General features: G+C 43.1%; 21 protein-coding genes. 5 read left to right on the top strand and 16 right to left on the bottom strand.

Going from position 1 to position 22,763, the window contains the following annotated elements; all coding sequences use genetic code 11:
* Nucleotides 1–162: 162 nt before the first annotated feature.
* The gene (locus BAA9072_RS17115; protein WP_201715904.1) at nt 163–1,278 is read left to right on the top strand and encodes an aminopeptidase; all 1,116 of its coding nucleotides are present in this window, start codon (nt 163–165) and stop codon (nt 1,276–1,278) included.
* Between the two features lie 237 nt (nt 1,279–1,515).
* Here BAA9072_RS17115 and murC read toward each other — a convergent pair whose 3' ends face one another.
* From murC to BAA9072_RS17160, 9 genes are all read right to left on the bottom strand, one after another.
* Nucleotides 1,516–2,835: a UDP-N-acetylmuramate--L-alanine ligase gene (gene murC / locus BAA9072_RS17120; RefSeq protein WP_201715905.1), complete on the bottom strand. Its 1,320-nt coding sequence runs from the start codon at nt 2,833–2,835 to the stop codon at nt 1,516–1,518.
* Nucleotides 2,836–2,993: 158 nt separating this feature from the next.
* Nucleotides 2,994–3,650, bottom strand: coding sequence for a hypothetical protein (locus BAA9072_RS17125; protein WP_201715906.1), 657 nt, complete (start codon nt 3,648–3,650; stop codon nt 2,994–2,996).
* 8 nt (nt 3,651–3,658) lie between these two features.
* The gene (locus BAA9072_RS17130) at nt 3,659–4,762 is read right to left on the bottom strand and encodes a nicotinate phosphoribosyltransferase (protein WP_201715907.1); all 1,104 of its coding nucleotides are present in this window, start codon (nt 4,760–4,762) and stop codon (nt 3,659–3,661) included.
* A 111-nt stretch (nt 4,763–4,873) separates the two neighbouring features.
* On the bottom strand, nt 4,874–7,615 hold the full coding sequence (locus BAA9072_RS17135) for a DNA translocase FtsK (RefSeq protein WP_408015246.1): 2,742 nt from the start codon (nt 7,613–7,615) through the stop codon (nt 4,874–4,876).
* 468 nt (nt 7,616–8,083) lie between these two features.
* Nucleotides 8,084–8,689: a YtpR family tRNA-binding protein gene (gene ytpR, locus BAA9072_RS17140; protein WP_201715909.1), complete on the bottom strand. Its 606-nt coding sequence runs from the start codon at nt 8,687–8,689 to the stop codon at nt 8,084–8,086.
* Nucleotides 8,689–9,498, bottom strand: a complete 810-nt coding sequence (locus tag BAA9072_RS17145) for a DUF1444 domain-containing protein (protein WP_201715910.1) — start codon at nt 9,496–9,498, stop codon at nt 8,689–8,691. Before BAA9072_RS17145 ends, ytpR begins: the two co-directional genes overlap by 1 nt.
* 446 nt (nt 9,499–9,944) lie before the next feature.
* Nucleotides 9,945–10,262 carry a thioredoxin family protein gene (locus BAA9072_RS17150; protein WP_201715911.1) on the bottom strand — a complete coding sequence of 106 codons (318 nt, stop codon included), beginning with the start codon at nt 10,260–10,262 and terminating at the stop codon, nt 9,945–9,947.
* A 1-nt stretch (nt 10,263) separates the two neighbouring features.
* Nucleotides 10,264–11,295 carry a PTS transporter subunit IIC gene (locus tag BAA9072_RS17155; RefSeq protein WP_201715912.1) on the bottom strand — a complete coding sequence of 344 codons (1,032 nt, stop codon included), beginning with the start codon at nt 11,293–11,295 and terminating at the stop codon, nt 10,264–10,266.
* Between the two features lie 304 nt (nt 11,296–11,599).
* Nucleotides 11,600–12,103, bottom strand: a complete 504-nt coding sequence (locus BAA9072_RS17160) for a hypothetical protein (RefSeq protein ID WP_201715913.1) — start codon at nt 12,101–12,103, stop codon at nt 11,600–11,602.
* 171 nt (nt 12,104–12,274) lie between these two features.
* Here BAA9072_RS17160 and BAA9072_RS17165 point away from each other — a divergent pair, with 171 nt between their 5' ends.
* Both BAA9072_RS17165 and BAA9072_RS17170 read left to right on the top strand, forming a co-directional pair.
* A complete protein-coding gene (locus BAA9072_RS17165) occupies nt 12,275–12,721 on the top strand; it encodes a YtoQ family protein (protein ID WP_201715914.1) in 447 nt (148 codons plus the stop codon).
* Nucleotides 12,722–12,936: 215 nt separating this feature from the next.
* Nucleotides 12,937–14,430, top strand: a complete 1,494-nt coding sequence (locus tag BAA9072_RS17170; protein WP_201715915.1) for a peptide MFS transporter — start codon at nt 12,937–12,939, stop codon at nt 14,428–14,430.
* A 263-nt stretch (nt 14,431–14,693) separates the two neighbouring features.
* Here BAA9072_RS17170 and BAA9072_RS17175 read toward each other — a convergent pair whose 3' ends face one another.
* The 3 genes from BAA9072_RS17175 to BAA9072_RS17185 form a co-directional block, all read right to left on the bottom strand.
* A complete protein-coding gene (locus BAA9072_RS17175) occupies nt 14,694–14,894 on the bottom strand; it encodes a hypothetical protein (RefSeq protein WP_201715916.1) in 201 nt (66 codons plus the stop codon).
* 124 nt (nt 14,895–15,018) lie between these two features.
* Nucleotides 15,019–15,543 carry a DUF84 family protein gene (locus BAA9072_RS17180; protein WP_330999307.1) on the bottom strand — a complete coding sequence of 175 codons (525 nt, stop codon included), beginning with the start codon at nt 15,541–15,543 and terminating at the stop codon, nt 15,019–15,021.
* 118 nt (nt 15,544–15,661) lie between these two features.
* The gene (locus BAA9072_RS17185) at nt 15,662–16,735 is read right to left on the bottom strand and encodes a M42 family metallopeptidase (RefSeq protein ID WP_201715917.1); all 1,074 of its coding nucleotides are present in this window, start codon (nt 16,733–16,735) and stop codon (nt 15,662–15,664) included.
* A gap of 230 nt (nt 16,736–16,965) precedes the next feature.
* On the opposite strand from BAA9072_RS17185, the gene BAA9072_RS17190 reads away from it, so the two are divergent.
* On the top strand, nt 16,966–17,280 hold the full coding sequence (locus tag BAA9072_RS17190; RefSeq protein WP_201715918.1) for a PepSY domain-containing protein: 315 nt from the start codon (nt 16,966–16,968) through the stop codon (nt 17,278–17,280).
* Nucleotides 17,281–17,326: 46 nt separating this feature from the next.
* Here BAA9072_RS17190 and BAA9072_RS17195 read toward each other — a convergent pair whose 3' ends face one another.
* Nucleotides 17,327–18,169, bottom strand: a complete 843-nt coding sequence (locus tag BAA9072_RS17195) for a YtnP family quorum-quenching lactonase (RefSeq protein WP_201715919.1) — start codon at nt 18,167–18,169, stop codon at nt 17,327–17,329.
* Between the two features lie 145 nt (nt 18,170–18,314).
* Nucleotides 18,315–18,959, bottom strand: a complete 645-nt coding sequence (trmB, locus tag BAA9072_RS17200; RefSeq protein WP_201715920.1) for a tRNA (guanosine(46)-N7)-methyltransferase TrmB — start codon at nt 18,957–18,959, stop codon at nt 18,315–18,317.
* Nucleotides 18,960–19,192: 233 nt separating this feature from the next.
* Here trmB and BAA9072_RS17205 point away from each other — a divergent pair, with 233 nt between their 5' ends.
* Entirely contained in the window at nt 19,193–19,471 is a 279-nt protein-coding gene (locus tag BAA9072_RS17205) for a YtzH-like family protein (RefSeq protein WP_201715921.1), read from the top strand.
* A 1-nt stretch (nt 19,472) separates the two neighbouring features.
* On the opposite strand, the gene BAA9072_RS17210 is transcribed toward BAA9072_RS17205, so the two are convergent.
* Nucleotides 19,473–20,246 (bottom strand): phosphotransferase family protein, encoded by a 774-nt coding sequence (locus BAA9072_RS17210; RefSeq protein WP_201715922.1) that lies wholly within the window; start codon nt 20,244–20,246, stop codon nt 19,473–19,475.
* Between the two features lie 168 nt (nt 20,247–20,414).
* Nucleotides 20,415–22,559 carry a type I pullulanase gene (gene pulA, locus BAA9072_RS17215; protein ID WP_201715923.1) on the bottom strand — a complete coding sequence of 715 codons (2,145 nt, stop codon included), beginning with the start codon at nt 22,557–22,559 and terminating at the stop codon, nt 20,415–20,417.
* Nucleotides 22,560–22,763: the final 204 nt, after the last annotated feature.

Raw genomic sequence — 22,763 nt, forward strand, 5'->3', positions numbered from 1 at the left:
ATAAACATTTAAACATTATACTAGTATTTCTTCCTCCACAAACAATTTTCCTGCATGAAAAAATAAATATTTTTCTTGTTTTAGCATTTCACATTTTCCTTCTCTCATCCATTATCATTTTAGGGTACAATAATAAAGACTACATACAAGGGGGAAAATGAAATGAAAGATCCACGTATTGAAAAGCTGGCAAAAAATTTAATTCAATATTCAGTGCAATTACAACCTGGCGAGAAAGTATTGATTGAAAACTTCGGACTGCAGCGGGAACTGGTAACGGCACTTGTTAAAGAAGCGTATGCAGCAGGGGGGTATCCTTTCGTATCCATTAAAGATCATGCCGTCGACCGCGCATTATTGATTGGCGCGCAAGAAGAACAATACAACATGATTGCAAGCTTCGAAGCGAATGTCATGGAGCAAATGGATGCGTATATCGGTTTACGCGCAGGCGATAATATCAGCGAACAATCTGATGTACCTGATGAAAAGATGAAAATCCATGGAAATACGATCGGGAAGAAAGTACATAGAGAAATCCGCGTCCCTAAGAAGAAATGGGTCGTGCTCCGCTATCCTACTTCATCCATGGCACAGTTAGCCAACATGAGTACAGAAGGCTTCGAAGACTTCTACTTCGATGTCTGTAACCTGGACTACAGCAAAATGGATAAAGCGATGGATAACCTCGTAGAACTCATGAACAACACGGATAAAGTCCGCCTTGTCGGTGAAGGGACGGACCTTACATTCTCCATCAAGGATATCCCTGCAGTGAAATGTGCAGGACGACTGAACATTCCCGATGGAGAAGTATATAGTGCACCTGTGAAGGATTCAGTGAACGGCGTCATTTCCTACAATACACCGTCCCCTTATAATGGGTTTACATTCGAAAACGTAAAATTGACTTTCAAAGAAGGTAAGATTGTTGAAGCTACTGCCAACGACACAGACAGAATCAATAAAATCTTCGATACGGATGAAGGGGCACGGTATGTTGGGGAATTCGCCATTGGTGTGAATCCATTCATCCAGCATCCGATGCAGGACATCTTATTTGATGAAAAAATCGACGGCAGCTTCCACTTTACACCGGGTGAATGCTACGAAGAGGCATATAACGGAAATCACTCAAACATCCACTGGGACATGGTAATGATTCAACGCCCTGAGTATGGCGGTGGAGAAATCTATTTCGATGATGTATTGATTCGAAAAGATGGAAGGTTTGTCATTGACGAGCTTGACGTGTTGAATCCGGAGAATTTGAAATAAGAATGATTGAGCCACCGTCATGATGAATGATGGTGGCTTTTATGGTGATTTTGACAGGTGATTTCTGGTGGTGATTCTTCTGTTCAATTCTCTTTTGATTTCAACTGTTGATTTTCACCGTTTTTTCTCCTGTTGAATTCTCCTCATTTTTTAACAGGCAAACTCACCCAAATATTCTCCTGTCAAATCACCTTTAAACCACAAAAAAACCGGTTCCCAAAGAACCGGTTCCTACCTTTAATTTTCTTCTTTCACTTGTTCCCCAAGCTTCTGTTCATACGCTTGTTGGAACTTTTGAACGTCGCCTGCCCCCATGAAAATAAGCACTGCGTTTTCATGTTTGAGTAAAGCAGTTGTATCTTGTTCATCTATGATTTCGCATCCTTCAATCTTGCTTTCAAGGTCGTGGATGGAAAGTTTCCCGTGGTTTTCCCTTGCGGAACCGAAGATTTCACATAAATACACTTTGTCAGCGAGACTTAACGTTTCGGCAAACTCTGTAAGGAAGGTTTGCGTCCGTGTAAATGTGTGAGGCTGGAAGACAGCGATGATCTCTTTTTCAGGATATTTTTGTCTTGCCGAGTCGACGGTTGCCTTGATTTCAGTCGGATGATGCGCATAGTCATCGATCAGGATCTGTGAGCCCACTTCTTTCTCGGAGAAACGGCGTTTGACTCCTTTAAATGTGCTCAGTCGTTCTTGAACGATAGCTGTATCGAGCTCTTCATAGTGACAAATGGCGATGACAGACAAGGCGTTCATGATGTTATGGTCGCCGAATGTCGGGATTTTGAATGAGGCATAAAATTCATTCCGTACGAATACATCGAATGATGTACCCGACCTGTCCCTCGATACGTTTCTCGCCTGGAAGTCATTTTCCTCAGCGAAGCCATAAAACACCACCGGTACCTGAGCCTGGATCTTTTGTAACTGTTCGTCATCCCCGCATGCAATGATTCCTTTTTTCACCTGCATGGCCATCTCCTGGAATGCGGAAAAGACGTCATCCACATTGGCAAAATAGTCGGGATGATCGAAATCAATATTCGTCATAATGGCATAGTCTGGGAAATAAGACAGGAAGTGACGACGGTATTCGCACGCTTCGAATACAAAGTACTTTGCATCCACTTCGCCTTTACCTGTTCCATCCCCGATCAGGAAGGACGTCGGCTTTGCGCCACTAATGACATGCGCCAATAAACCGGTTGTGGACGTTTTTCCGTGTGCACCGGTTACTGCTACGCTTGTGAATTCCTGCATGAAGTCACCAAGAAATTTATGGTATCTGGTAACAGGCAGACCTTGTTCCACGGCAGCCTGAATTTCTTCATGGGTATCCGGAAAAGCATTGCCTGCAATCACATGCATATCCCCTCCAATGTTTTCTTTTTGGAATGGGAGAATTTTTATATTTGAATCATCCAGTGCCTTCTGGGTAAAGAAATACTTATCTACGTCAGATCCTTGGACCTCGTAGTCCATATCGTGGAGTATTTGGGCTAACGCACTCATGCCCGACCCCTTAATTCCTACGAAATGATATATCGTCATAATAGAACCTCCAACAATCGTCTATCTAAAAGCATTATATGAAATCAATATTTATTTTGCCATCGGTCTTTCGCTTTCGATATTGAGTTTAGAAGAAAGTAAACATTCTTCAACTTGAAACATTATATCATTTTTTAAAATCCCTGACCATGTACAAGCTACGAAAGGCTGGATAGAATGAAGTTTGGCGCTTCTTCTTTTAAGAATGTTCTCCATAATACCCCAGTTTTTTGATTCATTTGACCGTAATGATTTTTAAGGTTCGTTACAACATCCTGTGAATCCACGTAGAAAACAGGACCTAAGATCCACTGGTGGACAACCAGCGGGACTTTCCTCACGAAATACACCTGCCCTTCCACCATTTCCTTTTCCATACAATCATGGTTCAATTTAACAAGTGCCTCATCACCATGAATGATGTGCCGGCAGTATATGCTTTGTCCATCTTTTTGCATCACTTTGATCGGTTCCCAGGCAGCAGTCAATACCACTGCACCAAGAAGTTTGGTTGATTCAGGCAAAGGATGCGACTGGAGAAATTGAAAAAATAGGGTCTGACCCTTAATGGTTTTATAGTCGAACAGAAACCATTCTTGAAATAATTTCTCGACATCTTTAGACAAACGGTCATCATCTTGTTGAAGAAAACGCTTGGAAAATATCATCTTTGCCCTTACTTTTTCTCTTATATTGGTTTCCTTCCAGGCGTAATCATACGCTTTCCGGTAAAGGTCCTTTATGTGATCCTCTGCGATCTTCTGCTTTTTCTGTCTAAACTGTTCAAGATCCAAAGTACTTTCCTGTTCTTGCATGTTCTCACCTATTCGAATTCTACTTTTTCCAGTCGAGAGTTAGGGCGAAGCTTTCTCCCTGCCTTTGCTTCAGGGGAACCGTCGATGACGACATTATCACCCGTAAATCCGACATGGATCTTCAAGAGGCTGCTTCCCACCCCGTACATATCTACTGGAACTTGATTTTCCTCAAACTGGCGGATTCGGTCTTCATTGAAACCGCCTGACACCACAATCTTGACGTGATTGTATCCTTCTTCATCCAAAGCATTTCTCAATGCATTGATAAGCTGCATATTGACCCCGCGTGGATCAAAGGTTCCAAGCACATGCTGATTACGAAGGAAATATTTATCGATCATCATTCTTGATGTATCTACCCTTACCCCTTTTAATTCTTGTCCAAACTCTCTTGCAACCTTTAAGGAATCGGTTATGACATCGTTGTTATAATCGACAAGGGCAATGAGTTCATCTTCAGGAAAGGTTTCCTTGTACGCTTTCGTGGCTTCGACGATATCCCCATTAAATAATTGGATGAGGGCATGAGGCATGGTCCCCATCCCCTTTTTCCCCCACCATTCGTTCATGGCGTGTGTCGCCTGGGCGGTGGATCCACCGATGAATGCCGCATATCCATCCCCGGCCTGCTGGGTGAAATGATCATCCCGGTCACCCATGAAGATAACCGGCTTCTGCTGCCCTGAGATGGATGCAGCTTTCATGACATTATAAACGCTTGTGGCAACGGACGTTCTTCTGGCAAGGATGCCGTCAATGATGCCTTCTAAATAGCCAAAGTCCTGGTAACGCCCCTTGATGGTGAGCACAGTTTCAAAAGGAGAAATCTGGTCCCCATCCTTTAAGGAGTGGATTTCAAGATTTTGCGGATTATCAGCGAATGTATGCAGAAGAGCAATCACTTCATCTGTTCCACAAATGACGGCATGGGTCTTTTGAAAAAATTGCATGGTCACGAACGCATCCGGCTTTTTCTTCTTGGCGATTTCTTTCGTCTTCAAAAAATAAACAGCTGAAAACCAGCCATCCTTGATTCTTTCATCAAACTTAAATGTATGATTGGTCAACCTGTTGAGTTTCCCTTGAAGTTTCAATTCGATTTCTTTCATCACTAAAGCTCCTTATGGCACTTCCTACACAAAAATAATAGGTATTCTGTTTACTGAGTCCTTATTGGACAGATATAAACAGAATACCATGTATTAAATATTTGTACTAGTCTAGGCCAATGTCTCCAATTCACTTTCAGAGATCAGGATATCCCTTGGTTTACTGCCTCTCGACTCGGAGATGATTCCATTACTCTCCATCATTTCCATCAATCTTGCTGCCCGGTTATAACCGATCCTGAAGCGGCGCTGTAAGCTTGATGCTGATGCCCCGCCCTGATCGACGACAAATTCGCACGCTTCTAAAAATAATTCATCTTCTTCCTCGGTAACCTGTGCTTTCTTGATCAATTCATCCTGTTGGAAGAGATAGTCCGGTTCTCTTTGCTCTCTTACATGATTGATGATGTCATCGATTTCGTCATCGGATACGAACGTACCCTGCAAGCGGACGGGTTTGGATGATCCATTTTCAAGGAAGAGCATATCTCCCTTACCGAGCAGTCGCTCGGCACCGCTCCCATCTATGATTGTTCTTGAGTCAACGCTTGAAGATACGGAAAATGCGACTCTTGTCGGCACATTCGCTTTAATCAGACCTGTGATGACATCGACTGAAGGACGCTGAGTGGCAATGATCAAGTGAATTCCACAGGCACGTGCCTTCTGGGCGATTCGGCATATTGCTTCTTCTACATCTGCTGGAGACATCATCATCAAATCAGCCAACTCATCAATAACGATCACTAAATATGGGAGCATATCGCTGTATTGTTTATTTCGCTTGGCCAATTCATTGAATCGCTTAATATCCCGCACACCGGTGTGGGCAAATAATTCGTATCGTCTTTCCATTTCCTCCACGGCCCACTTTAGTGCTGCAGTCGCTGCTTTCACATCGGTGATTACTGGACTCACCAGGTGTGGAATCCGATTATACGGGGCAAGCTCGACCATCTTCGGATCAATGAGAAGCATCTTTAGTTCATCAGGTGATGCCTTGTACAAAAGACTGACGAGAATTGAATTGATACACACACTTTTACCAGAACCCGTGGCCCCTGCTATGAGACCATGTGGCATCTTGCTGAGGTCTGTCACGATGGGCTGGCCGGATATATCCAGTCCCAGTACAGCGGTCAAAGGGGAAGACGGCTCTTGAAACGCAGGGCTTGCGATGACTTCACTGATGCAGACCGGCCGGCTCTCCCTGTTCGGCACCTCAATACCGATCGTATGCTTACCGGGTATCGGTGCTTCCATCCGGATGTCCTTGGCTGCCAGGCTCAGCTTTATATCATCTGTTAGATTTGTAATTTTATTGACCTTTACCCCTGGTTCCGGTTGAACCTCGAATCGTGTGACCGACGGCCCCTGGGTGACATTCACGACTTTTGCCCTGACGTTGAAATTATGAAGGGTCTCATCCAGTAATAGTCTTTGAGAATCCAGCCACTCTCCACTCAGTTCCTTTGAAACCGGCGGCATCAGATAATCCAATTCCGGAAAGACATAGTCTCTCGTTCTTTTCGATGATGAGCTTAATTCACTGTAACTCTTTACTGCTTCTTCCCCTTGGACTTGCTTCTGTTGAGATGTCTTCTCTTCTGAATACTGAAGGTCTTCAGGTGTTTCTTCCTGTCGTGCCTCCTTGACAGGAGTTGTCTGGGCCGTTGGTTCAGTTGTCCTTTGTCTCTCCACTGCAGGAGCAGTTTCTGTACGTCCAATGGATTTACGACTATCCATCTGCCGCTTATCCTGTTTGAGCATTAATACGTTAAAAGGAAGATGTGACCTCTTTCGTTTTTGAGGCTCTTCCTTGACCGGTTCTGACGGAACAGCTGCTTCAGATTCCCCCTCTTCAAGACTCTCTTCATCAGGATCCTCTGCAGTTGTCTTTTCTTCAAAAGAAGGAGACTCCTCCCGGACAGGCGCTTCCATGACAGAATCTCGAGACTCCTGAATGATTGTCGATTGAGCGGGAGAATCCAAATCTTGGACGGGTTCATAATGTCTTGACATATCAGGTTCTTCTATCAGCGCTCCCGGTTCTGTTACAAGTGAACCACCTTCACTTGGTGTGTGGGCAGTGCCTACAACCTCCATTTCCTCCTCATGATCCCCATGCTCTGTTTCAGCATTTCGGGTTCCTTGTATCTTTTCAGTCTGATCCGGTTGATCTGCAGGTTGTTCATAAGTAGGTGTCTTTTCTTTCACTTCTTCTTTCAGTGACTCTACCGGTTCTGTAACTTCTGATTCGATCAGAACGGAAGACGTCTTTTCTTCTAAAGGAATGGAGTCCTCTGCAATTGATATAGCTTTATGATCAATGACTGATTCTTTCCTTTCTTCTTCACTATGTAAAAACTTCTTCAGTTCGTATTCGACGCTTTCTTCTTTTTTAACTGGTCTTCCTTTAAAACCATAAATAGGCGATGGAATTTCCGTAGGGGTAAATGGCCGGCTGTTTCCTTTTTCTACTTTTGGTGCTTTCTTTGTTTTGACAGGGGTGGAATGGGTTTCTTCTTTCCATTTCCGGCTGCCCGAAGATTGGTTTCGATCCTTCTTCTCCTGTTCCTTGGGATGCTCTTCTTTTTCCTGATTTCTTCGTGTTCTCCGCGGACGCTCTCTGTTTTCCCCATCGGATATAAGGGGGAATCGGAAATTCCCTTTAGGATATTGATAGGTCATCCTTGCTTCTACATCACGAGAATGGCTGGGCCCTGCTATATGTTTACGTTCAGTTTTTTTCGGTTCGATTTTCTGAACATCGTCGTGGTTTTCATCATAATACTCTTCAAATTGTTCATCATTATCTGATAATTTACCAAATATTTTTTTAATCCAACTCACAAACATCACTCTTTCTTTCATACTTACTATTTATTTTATCAGTTAAAGAGAAAAATTCGAGTCATTTCGATAGAATAAGAGAATTGTTAAAGAATTGTGTCGAAACAAACATAGGCGTAAAGAGAATGTAACACGAAAAGCGCAGGCGGCTGGGGAGTCCCGACAAGCACAACGGGAAAATCCCAAAAGGCGCTTTTTGCCTTATGGGATTTTTCCGTTGTGACCTCGAGGGACTAGCCGCCGGAGCTAGACAATCCGAAAAGCGCAGGCGGCTTGCTCAGGCCCGACAAGCATTCCTTTCTAATTTATGAGCATTTTGTCGAAATATCCCGACCTGACACTCCGTCGCTGAGCACTTCATTGATCAATCCTAGCATGTTTCAAAATACCGCACTTCAAATCCCTTCAACAACCTGTCACTCATACGAAAAAAATACCCGGGCCCACACCGGACCCAGGTATACTTTTTTAAGCTGTAAAAGGTTGACCCACTTGATATGTATCTTCTAGAACCAGGATGCCTTTTTCTTGAGGGGCATCTGGAAGGGCAAGTTCCTTGGCAGAGCAAATCATGCCTGATGAAGCCACTCCGCGGAGCTCTGCATCCTTAATGACCATACCGCTTGGCATAATAGCGCCCACTTTCGCCACCACGACTTTTTGTCCTTTATCAACGTTTGGTGCACCACAGACGATTTGCAGGGTTCCTTCCCCAACATCCACGGTACATATATTCAGCTTGTCTGCATTTGGATGCTTTTCTTTTTCAGACACATACCCAACCACGAACTTTGGTGAAAAATCTGCTTCCAATTCCTCATTGAAACCGTTCTTCTTGATGGCTTCATTGATCAATTTGAGCTTTTCATCATTCATCTCGACAGGTCCCACTTCGCTTACATCCAAATACTTTGATGCTTGAAATAGGTTATAACCAAGTGTTTTCCCTGTTTTTTCATCAAACAAACGTGCAGCATCTTCTTTTCTTTCGTGTTGAACTTCTCCTTCGAATCCTGGATCCAGTGTAACGATCAGGGTATCCCCAATGCCTTCCAAGTTGTAAAATACGTTCATTATTTCTTCTCCCTTTCCTTTTTGCGATTTTTAGCCAAAATGAAGATCGGCTCCAATTCCCCTTCTTCATAGACGAAAGATAACGCCGTAATCGGTACATTTCCTGTCGTAAAGAAACTCATAGTCATCTGTGCCAGGACATCGTAGCCTGTTTCATTACGAATATCCCCGATGACTAATACATCCTGATGCGGCACTGATACCGTCATCTCACCTTGAATATCCTTACTTACCTGTTTTAAAAAGGCGTCATTCAAAATGCGACTGGCATCGTATCCATCGTTATTGTTGAGGAAGTAGAAGATGTTTCCTGCTACTTCATCCTTCTTCATGTCCGTCGTTAAGCTTCTGACATTGAATAGAGCTGTCTCCTTCATCTGCTCGTGGGTCCATCCTTCAGCCTTAAGCATGTTCTCATCCAACAGGCGGTAGGTTTTCCCTAAATCAACAGCATAGTAGATGCGTGTTTCAGCCGTATGATCATCTGTGACGAGGGCAATCCCGTCATTAGATTCGGTGGCAAATGAGGTTGAACGGATCACTGGAAAGACCTTTTTCTGTTTACTGCCAAGTTCCGTTTCCGTCCCCATTACGTTTAACGCTTCTTCTACGTAATAGACCACTTCGTCGATAATAGATTTATTGTTTTCTTTCCATTTTGAGACGATCGGGGGAAGGGCAACGGTGATCCCTTTTTTCGTATCCGTGTTTTCAATTCTCAGTGAATCTTTGTCTCGATCATATGTAAACGTACGATTCGGCTTCTCTAATCGTTCCTGGAGTAAACCTTTTAGCTTTTTTATGTCCAAAACTGATCCTCCTTTGTTTTTGCTTTTAGACTTTGTTCTGAAACATATTTTATAGAAGAGAGGGGCAGTCCTCTTCAGGTGCCCGCTTTCCACGGGGCAGTCGGTGACCTGTGAGGACTCACCTTCGCAACAATTCCCGCGGGAGTCGAGAATCACCTTTCTCGATATAGAAAAATCTAAGTAATCCCAACCTCTATCAAACAACCTTGTTCTAACATGATCAAAGCGAAGAAGTACAAATCAGCCCAGACGCCTTGATATTGTTTTAAAACAATCTTTGTAAAAGAGCTACCTTTTATAATAGAAAGTAATGGCTTCATCACTCTCAAGTTTGATTAATTACTTATAACATTTTACATCAAAATGAAGAGAATTCAAAAGGAACCTGTTTCTATTCAGGCAAAAAGAAAAGGGATCCCATCTTTAGGTGATCCCTTTTCTTTCGATTATGAAGCAAATGTGTTCATAAAGTCCTCGATTTGTTCTTTTGTTTTGCGATCTTTACTCACAAATCGTCCCAGTTCACGGCCATCTCCATAGGCTATAAAGCTCGGGATTCCGAAGATGTCCAGCTCGATGCACAGGTCGATGAACTGATCTCTGTCTACATATAGGAATGTGTACTCTGCATATTGGCTTTCTATTTCCGGGAGGATTGGTTCGATGATCCGGCAATCCGGACACCAGTCCGCCGAAAACATGAATACATGCTTCCCGCTTTCTTTCAACTGTTGAAACTCTTCCACTGATTCAAGCTTACGCATCTTATTTGCCCCCTGTTTCTATCGTCATTTGATTCGGTTTGATCCAACCTAGTTTACGCATATATTCAGATATTAACAGGCTAATGAATGCAGGTCCAACAAAATGCAATACAAGGATTTTCATTGTGACATCCCAGCTGAATCCCATTGTTTTAAATGTCATGATTTGACCGACGAATCCGCTGGTTCCCATACCTGCTCCGGCTGCATTGTTTTCCATCAGCCAGATGGTCGTACCGATGGGAGCAAGAATCATCCCTGCAACAGTCGGTGGAATGAGGATAATGGGATTACGGACAATATTCGGGACTTGAAGCATGGAAGTTCCAATTCCCTGGGCAAATAAACCGCCGACCCGATTTTCACGATAACTGATGACGGCAAATCCAACCATTTGTGCCGCACAGCCAATCGTAGCGGCTCCTGCCGCGACCCCGCTCAAATCAAGCATCAGTGCGATGGCCGCACTTGAAATCGGTGCTGTCAACGCAAGACCCATGAGGGCCGCAACCAGGATCCCCATGATGATCGGTCTCTGCTCCGTCGCCCAGCTGATCCAGCTCCCGAACATGCTCATAAAGTCAGCGATTCCAGGCCCGATAAAGTAGGCTGTCGTAAACCCTGCAAGAATCGTGATAAATGGGGTAACGATTATATCTATTTTCGTCGTCTTACTTACGAGCTTCCCAATTTCTGTGGATAGAACAGCCGCAACATACGCTCCTGCAGGCCCTCCCAGACTTGCACCGGCAGCCCCGGTCACCACGGCAGCGAATAAGACAAGCGGCGGTGCTCCAAGACCAAAGGCAATGGCTACCCCGATCGCCGGTCCCATTAAGCTGATGGCGAGCCCCCCCATATCTATGAAGAATTCACTTAATCCCCCGGGAAGTGGGAGTTGTTCCCCGATCGTTTTGATAATCAATCCAATAATCAACGAACTGAACAATCCCAATGCCATATAACTTAATGCATCTATAACATACGTTTTTGCCGATAACGTAATACCTTTCTTTTGTAAATAAGCTCTCATGCACTTCACTCCTCCGTGTTAACCTCTTTCCTTTTACTAGTGTAAAGACACATGTCGAATTTGTCTATTATTTTTCCTAAACTAAAGAGCATTTTCTCCTATTCTCCTGTAGATGAAAATCCATTCCGGATCAATAAAAAATACTCCTCACACGATTGCTGGACGGTTAAGGGGAATTAATTTAGCGTTCGAGCAATAAGGAATGGTCACTTCTTACATGGCCAAACCTGGGGAAGAGGCATAATGCAACCTCAAAAAAAACCGTCCTTTCCTGCTTCCACAGAAAAAAACGGTCTATATCTTTTTATTTATGTTTAACTGACGCTGCCATTTTCATCATCATTTCAGCGTTATCCGCCAAGTCCTTTAATTGCGATTGTGTCGTTACTTTCGTTCCACCCACTCCAACAGTAAGTTCGTAATCTTCTGTATCAGGCAGTTCCTTAATGACATAGTATCCTAAGCGGTCATCTTCTTTAAAAGTCCCATGCTTCACGAGACTTTTTTTGTCATTAATCGCCATTTTATATAGAAGTTCACTATCCTTATCCTCTTGAGGGTTTGTGAAAAGAATAAATGTATCAGAGCTTTTTGAAATAATGATATTGTAAGGAGATTCTTTTTCTATCTCGGCACCAAACGGAAGGTAAAAGCTGATGTTTCCAGCCTCTTCATCGGCTGCTTCATTTGAACTCAAAGCACCCTTCACCACGCTTGCTGTCTCCTCTTTTTCTTGATCAATTGACGTATTGCACCCTGCTAATATAAGCACAAGAATAAAGAAAATAATCGATGCTTTGGTTTTCATCCTCGATTTCCTCCCTTTCATGCCTAGGACCTACGCTTATGATACCCTCACAAAGTCCTACCTGACAACCCTTCCAATAAGAAATTCTGCCTTTTTCATGGGAAGAATGGTTGAATTACCTTCTGAAGGGTATTTATGATAAGATGACTAAAAATAGGAAGGTGATCAAAGATGGAATTAACCGTTTATTTAGCTGGAGAGATACATAGTTCCTGGAGAGATGAATTAAAAGAGAAAGCAAAAGCCCTTCGACTTCCCATTCATTTTGTCGGTCCCATGGAAAATCACGATCGTTCTGACTCAATAGGGGAAGAAATCCTCGGGAAACAACCGAACAAGATTTTCCGTGATGAAGCAGCTTCTGCTGTCAATAATTTCCGGACCGAGCTTCTTATGAAAAAGTCCGATGTGGTCATTGCTTTGTTTGGGGAAGAATATAAGCAATGGAACACAGCAATGGATGCGAGCACAGCCCTTACCCTACAAAAGCCCCTTATTCTCATTCGCCCTGAAAAACTTCATCATCCTTTGAAAGAGCTTACAAATAAGGCGAATATCACCGTTTCGTCCATTGAACAGGCATTAAAGACTATTTCTTACGTTTTTGAATCTGAGTAACCAAATCACCCCAAAAAACCTGCAGGATCAATCCTGCAGGTTTCTTCATTCAAACCCTCTGCACTTTCGATAGTCCTAATTATTTTCACTATTTAAAAATAATAAAATATTGGCAATCTAAAGATTTATTATGTTATTATTAACCATTTGCAAACTTTTTTTGACTTTAAGAAAATATTAAAATATTATAGTAAAAGAATAAGGGAGGTAGTAACATGTCATCAATGAATAAACAGAAAATTGTGGATAGTGTCCCTCAAAAAGGTTTCTTTGGACAACCGAAGGGATTATTCACTTTGTTCTTTACTGAATTTTGGGAGCGCTTTTCTTACTATGGAATGCGTGCCATCCTCGTATTCTACATGTACTATGAGGTTTCAAAAGGTGGACTGGGTCTTGAGCAAAATACCGCTTTAGCTATCATGTCTATTTATGGTTCACTTGTGTATATGTCAGGCGTAATCGGGGGCTGGTTGGCTGATAGGATATTCGGAACGTCAAAAGCCGTTTTCTACGGTGGAATATTCATCATGTTTGGTCACATTGCTTTATCATTTCCAGGGAACTTATCTATGTTCTTTGTTTCAATGGTATTGATCGTAATCGGAACAGGTTTATTAAAACCAAATGTATCCACTGTTGTAGGTGAAATGTACAGTGAAAATGATACCCGCCGTGATTCGGCATTCAGTATTTTCTACATGGGTATCAACTTAGGTGCTTTCATCGCTCCACTTATCGTAGGTAGTCTTATGGAGGCGAAAGGGTTCCACTGGGGATTCTCAGTTGCCGCAGTCGGAATGTTCTTAGGTCTTGTCGTATTCATGTTAACGAAGAAAAAGAATCTGGGTCTTGCAGGTACGTATGTTCCAAACCCGCTTAATACCCGCGAAAAGAAAAAATATGGATTAATCGTAGGTGCTGTCGCAATAGGGTTGGCCATTTTATTAGGAATCACCATTCCGGCAGGTTTATTCACATTGGACGTATTTATCAATATCGTCGGAATCTTCGGAATCGTCGTTCCAACCATCTACTTTATTGTGATGTACTATAGTCCAAAGACAACGGCAACAGAACGTTCAAGAGTCATTGCCTATATTCCATTATTTATTTCAGCAGTTATGTTCTGGTCGATTCAGGAACAAGGATCGACTATTCTTGCTGCTTATGCAGACAAGCGTACACAACTTGATTTCATGGGAATGTCAATTTCTCCTGCATGGTTCCAGTCATTGAACCCATTATTTATCATCCTGTTAGCTCCAGTATTTGCATGGATGTGGGTAAAATTGGGTGACCGTCAGCCTTCGATTCCGAAGAAATTTTCATTCGGTCTATTGTTTGCCGGTTTATCTTTCTTAGTAATTCTTTTACCTGCCCAAATGGGAGGAGAAGATTCGCTTGTAAATCCACTATGGCTCGTGCTAAGTTACTTCATCGTTGTTCTTGGTGAACTTTGCTTATCACCGGTCGGTCTTTCAGCTACTACTAAGCTTGCACCAGAAGCGTTCTCTGCTCAAACGATGAGTCTTTGGTTCCTGGCGTCAGCCGGTGCACAGGCTCTGAACGCACAGCTTGTCCGCTTCTATTCACCTGAAAATGAAACACTTTACTTTGGTTCAATCGGTGGAATGGCAATTGTACTGGCTGTTATTCTATTCCTGATTTCCCCTATGATCCAACGGGCAATGAAAGGTGTAAAATAATGGATCGATCCCCCTGAATTCTTTCAGGGGGATTTTTTTATTTCTTTTCTCTACGATTCTTAGAGAAGAAAGTGCCGGTTGATTTCTACTCCAGGATGCCCGGTAGAACGCTAGCAGCACGCACATACAGAGTAAAGACAGATATCAGAAAAAAAGAACCCCGTTTAAAACGGAGTTCCAATCATCTTACCAGAATAGATTACAGAAGCAGTTTCTATGTCTTCTTTTGCATCCACATCTTCTTCGGTTGTCTTCAGCACCCATTACGTCATCTCTTCTGCCATGGCAGCCTCTGTTACGGTCTTCTGCTCCTCTGACGTTGTCTCTGCCGCAACCGCATCTTCTGCGATCATCATTCGCTCCAAAAAGATTACATCTTCTTCTGTCACCAAAAAGGAATTTATCCCAATCACAACAAAATCGGTCGTCCCGGCGATCATCTCTACGCCCGCCACGGTCGTCACAATGATTGCATCCCATAAATTCTAACCTCCTTAGAAAGAATTTATCAGATAAAATAAAGTCTGATATACTCCATCCTATGAAGGACTGGACGATTTGGTATGGGCCAAGTACCCTCTCAACACATCAAAGATTATTTTGTTTATATTGCCACTGGCCGATTAAAAGTCCGACCACGTGCCGGAACATTTCCTTTCTCGTCACAAGATCGTTGGTAAGTACCCCAATGGCCCCTTCCTTTTTTCTAATTTCCGTTCTTTTCGCATACTCATCCATCAAGGGACCGAGCTCTTTCCCAGCTTTTAACCCCCTAATGATTTCGTTTGGCAGGGGGATCCTGGCTCCACCGCCAATGATTTCATTCCCGTCCCGGTCCACAAGTGCCCCCCAGTTACAGACGAACATTCCATACAGGGACTCTGATACTCCTCCTTCAAGACCGATCCCCACATCACTTTCCGTGGCTTTGAGTACATTTTTGGCCCTGTTTAATGCCCCTTCAATCGTTTCCTGGTCGGATAGGGGCTGCTCACTTACATTGGAATCGGTTTTCAGACATTGGAATAAAACCTCTCCGTATTGTTCTTGAAAGGCTTTTTGGATCGCATGTACTTTCGCGGGGTTTTGTGTTCCGATAGCTACTTTCAACACTTAAATACCTCTTTTCTAACAGGGGGCCGGCCATGCATGCCCCCTTTTTTATCTCTATAAAAAGGCTGCCTCAACACGTACATAATGAGACAGCCTTTTAATATTTATTTAAATGTGATCATCCATTGGATTTAATGGTCTCAATGGTCGATCGATCACACTGCTTCACTAGCTTGACGATCAGCTCTTTGGCAGCCGCATAATCATCTATATGGATCATAGAAGCATGGGTATGGATATATCTCGAACAGATTCCCACCACTGCGCTTGGGACCCCTTCATTTGACATATGTACTCTTCCGGCATCTGTCCCGCCTTGCGACACAAAGTACTGATAAGGAATGCTGTTTGTTTCAGCTGTATCTAAAACAAATTCCCTTATGCCCCTGTGCGTGACCATTGAACGATCAAGAATGCGAAGCAGCGCACCTTTTCCTAGTTGTCCAAATTCATTTTTATCCCCTGACATATCATTTGCAGGACTCGCATCAAGGGCAAAGAAGATATCCGGATTGATCATGTTGGCTGCTGTCTGGGCACCGCGCAATCCAACCTCCTCTTGAACCGTCGCCCCGGAGTAAAGGGTATTCGGAAGGGATACGCCCTGAAGCTCTTTTAATAATTCAATGGATAAGCCGCATCCATAGCGGTTGTCCCAAGCTTTGGCAAGGATCTTCTTTTCATTTGCCATAGGCGTGAATGGACAGATCGGTACAATCTGCTGACCCGGTTTGATCCCGATTTCACGTACATTTTCCCGGTCATCTGCCCCGATATCGATGAGCATATTCTTGATATCCATCGGCTTCCTCCGTTGCTCTTCCCCAAGCAAGTGCGGTGGGATACTGCCAATCACACCTGTTATCGGTCCGTTATCCGTCATGATCTGAACCCGTTGAGCAAGCAGCACCTGACTCCACCAGCCACCGAGTGTTTGGAATCGAATCATACCATTATCCGTAATCGATGTAACCATAAAGCCTACTTCATCCATGTGCCCGGCCACCATGACAACGGGATCCTGATTGCTTCCTTTTTTAACCCCGAATACTCCGCCTAATCGGTCCTGCACGATCTCATCTGAGTATTGAGATAATTGTTCTTTCATAAATTTACGAACCGCATGCTCATTACCGGGTGCTCCCGGCAATTCCGTCAACGTTTTAAATAATTCCAATGTATCTTGTTTCATGTCATATACCCCTTTTCATAAAATCTACTTTATGTATAATCTTATTTTACAGAACTTTCACACGCCTTACCACCAATTGAGAATAAAAGCAGTTCTCTTTTTTATGATTTCTTTGATAGAATGTACCTATGGATAAAAAATTATCGATCATTGCCGGATAGTTTGTTAGGATCGAGTAAACGGATCCTGACTGCTTAACACGCAAAAATTGCCTGTGGAGGGAATAAAGAATGAACTGGAAATCTTTCATATTTGGACTCGGAATTGGAGCAGCGGGCGGATATTTACTTAAAGAAAAGCTTGATGATACACGCCTCATTTCTGCTGAAAAAGTATTAAAAAACGTTAAACTTTCATTTAAAAGAGAGGGCAGCATCGACGGTTCTTGGATCGGGATGAAGCCTGAAGATTATCAGAAGCACTCCGTCAGCACAAAAGTGTATAAAGGAGGCATATCCAGACGAAAGGACGGCAAACTCGAGCAATTTGAGTTCGTGGCCGATGCGTATACGGGAACGGTTGTGGATGTGTACCCTTTAGCTTAAAAGAATGGGATGATCCCGTTTATCCGGGACCATCCTTTTTCAATGCCTATTTATCTCTTTCTACTCTATCAACAATTTCGCCGTCTCTATTCCACTTGATCCCTCTGTATACTGCGTCATGATAGAAAAGAAACCAATATTCTTCTTCAATCCCCTTACTGATCCACTTTTCTTTGGCACCGATGGATGTCATTGGATAGTCGTCATAAGCGAGTACCCATAAAGGGTTTTTGTGTGCGTGTGTAGGCATGATGTCCGCCATATGAATAAACTTTTCTCCGTTATGCTCTAACAGGATGATCGAATGACCGTCACTATGGCCTCCAGTGTGGACCATTTTAATCCCCGGGAGGACTTCCATTTCTCCTTTATACGTTTTCACTTGGGATTGAATGCTTTCCCAGTTTTCCTTCCAATATGTATTACGGGAGCGCACGTTGGGATTCCTCATTTCATCCCATTCCACCTGTGAGGTGTAGATAGCGGCATTCGGGAAGACAGAAACCAATTCATCTCCCTTATATGTAGTCAATCCGCATGCATGATCGAAGTGCATATGAGTCATCAAGATCACATCGATATCATTCGGCGAGAGTCCAAGGGTAGCAAGTGATGTTTCGATATCGGATTCTTCATCCACTCCGTAATTGCGCTTTTGTTTATCATTCAGTTTTCCTTTGCCGATACCCGATTCGATCAACACATTTTTCCCTTCCCACTGGAAGAAAAGGGGATCAGTTCGTAATTCAATCTGATTCAATTCATTTACAGCATATTTTTTTGACCAAAGAGGCTTTGGAACCACGCCAAACATAGCTCCCCCATCCATGTGAGTCACTCCGCCATTCAGCCAATGTATTGTTAGATCTCCTACTTTTAATGTTTCCATCCTGACTCCTCCTTTGTTCATACTCATTCATTTTATCAGAATTGATGGACAACTTGTAGGTGTGTGCTTGTCTTCTAGACTTCCACCTTCCACCGCAATCCCTGCGAAAACAGCCCTGCAAAATCGCAGGGCTGTCAGTCAATCATTATGAATGTTGAAATTGTGCTTCAACACGGTAAATTCTTTGCCCTTTGGCTGAGAACTTTTCTTCGTATTCAGTCATGATATTTCCTTCAAATTCACTATTATGCAAATCAAGGCTTAGGAAATTCAAATGAAGACCATACCATGAGAAGCTCTTTAATGAGTACTCGAATAATCCTTGATTATCAGTTTTAAAGTGGATTTCCCCACCTTTGATCAGAATTTGTTCATACATAGACAAAAAGTCCTTATACATCAGGCGACGCTTTTCATGGCGATTTTTCGGCCATGGATCAGAAAAGTTCAAGTATACTCTGTCCACTTCTCCAGCTTCGAAGTATTCTGTCAGATTCTTCGCATCGACATTCAACAGCTTAACATTTGGAAGCTCTGCTTCGATCAGGCGATCAAGAGCGGTTACGATGACACTTTCATATAGCTCAATTCCAATATAATTAACGTCCGGATTGGCCCTTGCCATTTCCGTGACGAATTGACCTTTTCCTGTTCCTACCTCGATATGGATGGGATGATCGTTTCCGAACTCTTTATTCCATTGACCTTTTTTCTCTTGGGGTTCTGCCACAACGTATTGTGGATGATCACTAATTTTCTCAGAAGCCCATGGTTTATTACGTAAACGCATGTAGACACCTCATTTTTTATTATCGAAAAAAACATACCATGACTCCCCTTCCTATGCAAGAGCCAAAATGGTACCATGCGCCGCATAGAGGTCCGTCCCTCAAAAAAGGACGCATAATTGAAAAAGGAATTCACACACTAGTAGTGAATTCCTTTTTAGGGTCTGGTCATTTGAAGGGCTCTTTAGTAAGTACGTGATTCATTCAAACATATGAAAATGAAAGGGTGTACTCCATGCCTTTAAATTCACAGAATCAAATGCAGTTATTATCCGATATTTTAAGCAATCATTCGACGGATTGCTGCGGTTCAGTTTCTGAATGTGAGCAGGTTGAGCGGCTTGTGAAGTCATTGATGGTCAATGCCGATATTCATGAAAACGTCAAACCCGTTTTACAGGAAATTTATCAGTACAGTCAAAGCGGAATCTCTTCAGCCGACTTAACGAACCATATTACGACCAACAAACAAAACCTGTCCCAATGGGTTACTGATATGAACAGCTATTCTTAATTCATATCACCTTGTGCAAATATTGAATCCAATGATTCATTTCGTGGAAACGCGCTTTCCCCTTATGCCATTGGATGGACAAAATCGTTTGTGCCACAACATACCATTTCATTCGCAGCTTCAAGTTATCTGTCAGCTCAGTACCGTATTGAGTCAGCCAGCTTTCCCACTGATCCTCCGGGATATACCAGTACAATAACAAACCTACATCAAATGCAGGATCTGCGATCATTGCTCCGTCCCAGTCGATTAAATACAACTGGTTGTAATCAGACAGCAGCCAGTTGTTATGATTGACGTCTCCATGACAGACCACATATTCTTCCTGTTGAACTTCCATAAGCTCCTTTTGAAGAAACAGAAGCGCCTCTCGGATGACAGGTAAGGAAAGAAGATCGAATTCTAATCCCGTCTCCACTTCTGTCAGCATATGCTCGGGCTGAAACGGCTCTTTACCCAATCGCTCCAGCATGGTGGAAAGAGGCTTCGAGGAATGGATCTTGTTCAAAAGCCTTGCCACCCGTTCATCCTTCATTTCTTCGGGCTTTAATTCTCTCCCATTTAACCAGTGTTGTGCCGTGATGACGTCCCCGTTTTCCATTCGTTTTGTCCAAACAAGCTTAGGTACGATTCCTTCTGCTGATAATACAGCTACAAAAGGGGAAGAATTACGCTTCAGAAATAATCTTTGCTCCTGATACTGAGCAAAGAACGCTTCTCCCGTAGCACCGCCTGCGGGGACTATTTCCCAATCTTGGTCAAATAAGTGTTCCAATATATTCACCTTCTATTGGTCCTTTGTCATATTTATATGTTCATTTGTTATGGTAGGTTTAATGTCTTATAAAATAAAAAAGACAGCTATTGGGCAATACAAATCAATAGCCATCTGTTTACGATTTTATCGTCATCTTGCGTTTTCGTCAAGCACTGGAATGAACTGTTACCTTACAAACACATAGGAAGAGACCGGCTGAAGTGTAATGGAAAGCTCCTTCATATCGTACAAACCTTTAACACTTGCCTGATGGCCATCTGATAAACAGACCCATTTATTTCCATCCGGAAGGGAATACTCACAGGTTTTCGTATCCGAATGAAAGACCATGAGGATTTCATCCCATGGACCATATGGATGGACATTATGATAGGAAACATCCACTAGATTTGCCTGGCTGTGGGACACCTTTACATGCTCCCGGATCAAATCACTTTTTTGTAACCGGAATGCCCCGTGACTTTTCCTGATCTGGATCAGGGCTTTCACATATTGAACCACGCCGTCGAACTCTTCTCTTCTGATCCAGTCCAACTGATTCATTTCGATTGGGGAGTTATAGCTATTTTCGATCCCCTTTTTGGTTCTGAAAAATTCCTGCCCTGCGTGGAGAAACGGAATTCCTTGAGATAAGAGCACCATCGATGTCGCTAGCTTATGACGATCCTTAAGGGTATCCTCGTCTTCATTCAGGCAAGCCTTCATTTTATCCCACAAAGTATGATTATCATGTGACTCCACATAGTTAACGGATTGGGTGGGCTCTTTAAAGAGTCCCCGTTCACCACTCTTCATACCTATGCTCCCGGTTAGGACAAGCTCCACCTTTTCTTCAAGCTGTCCGTGACCGAGGGCAAATCCTTTATCGTATAAATTAAATGTACTTCCTTTAATGGTGTCCCTGAACCAATCGTTGAATTGCCCGATTCCTTGAAGCTGATGGGCATTACGAAGGTTGGCTTTCTGGTGGGGAGGAAGCGGCGTATTCAAATCCCAGCCTTCCCCTATTAATATTGCACCCGGCAACACCTTATCGACTTCTTCACGGATCGTGGTCATGGTCTTGACATCCAGGATCCCCATCAGATCGAACCGGAAACCGTCGACACCGTATTCTGTCATCCAATAAAGAATCGAATCGACAATGAACTTCCTTGCCATCAGCCTTTCAGAGGCAAAGTCATTTCCAACCCCCGTGCCGTTTGATGGTAAGCCATTTTCATCATGGCGGAAAAAATAGCCTGGCACGAGCTTTTCAAAAGATGACTGTTCCCGAATGAACACGTGGTTGTACACCACATCCTGAATGACCCGGATATTCTCATCGTGAAGACAACGGATCACGGTCTTTAACTCCCGGATCCGCTCATACGGATCTTCAGGCTTCAAGCTGTAACTCCCTTCAGGTGCATTAAAGAACAAAGGATTGTATCCCCAATTATAACTTGTGTCTGAAGGATTATCCGTCACACCATCGAAATCGTTTACAGGAAGCAGCTCCACATGAGTGACCCCAAGCTCCTTCAAGTACTGAATCCCGCTCGAGAACCCATTTGGTGTTGTCGTTCCTTTTTCCGAAAAGGCGCAGTATTTCCCTCTATACTTCATACCGCTCTCCTTTTGTGCAGAGAAATCCCTGATATTCAACTCATAAATCACAGCATCTGTCGGTGAAGATAACGGAGAGAGAGGATGATTCGTACCATCATCCACCGGTTTGATGACACAACCCCATTCACTATTTAATGAGACTGCTTTCGCATAAGGATCGACCAGCTCATCCCAAACCAGATTAATGCACGGAAGGATCGTGTAAAAGTATCCTTCTACATCCTTTTTCACCCGGCATTCCCATACGCCGCTTTCCATTCTTGTATACGAGTATTGGGTTTCCTCATCACCCGGTGACTTAAGTTTTAACCTTACTTCTGTTGCAGTCGGTGCCCATACCTTGAAAACAGTGCATCCCCCCTGGTCTGTTACACCAAGGTCATTTCCATCATAATAGTACCGGGCATCAAATTCTTCGGTTCGTATAACCGCTCCGATTTGGAGATCGGTCTTTGTATCATGCTCATCGACAATTTCATAGAAATCACCTAAGATGATCTTCTCACTTTGAATGGTCGTTACATATTTCATGGCATCATTCAGGGGAATCTTTTCTTCAATATGAAGAGCGATCTTTTCATTTCCTTTGATCAGGGTGAAGTGACCCGAGTTCCCCTCATGATAATCATATGGAAGGATCATGGTAATCGTATTAAATGTATCTAAAAACGCATCATACTGCCTGCTAATGACTAACACTTCTGCCACCCACTTCTGTTTACGTTTTCCGACTCAATGGAATGAACCCGGACCTTTTAGCTTTTCGTTTCCTACGACTTCTAAAGAACAGTATTAGTGAGGATGATACCTATCTTATAATATTCACTAAATGCCCATTCGGTCCGCTGTTCATGGTCAATATCCCATTTCATTCACTGATGCTTTATTAAGGTATATGCTTGT

It is taken from the genome of Rossellomorea arthrocnemi (assembly GCF_904424705.1).
In the GTDB taxonomy this organism is placed as follows: Bacteria; Bacillota; Bacilli; order Bacillales; family Bacillaceae_B; genus Rossellomorea; species Rossellomorea arthrocnemi.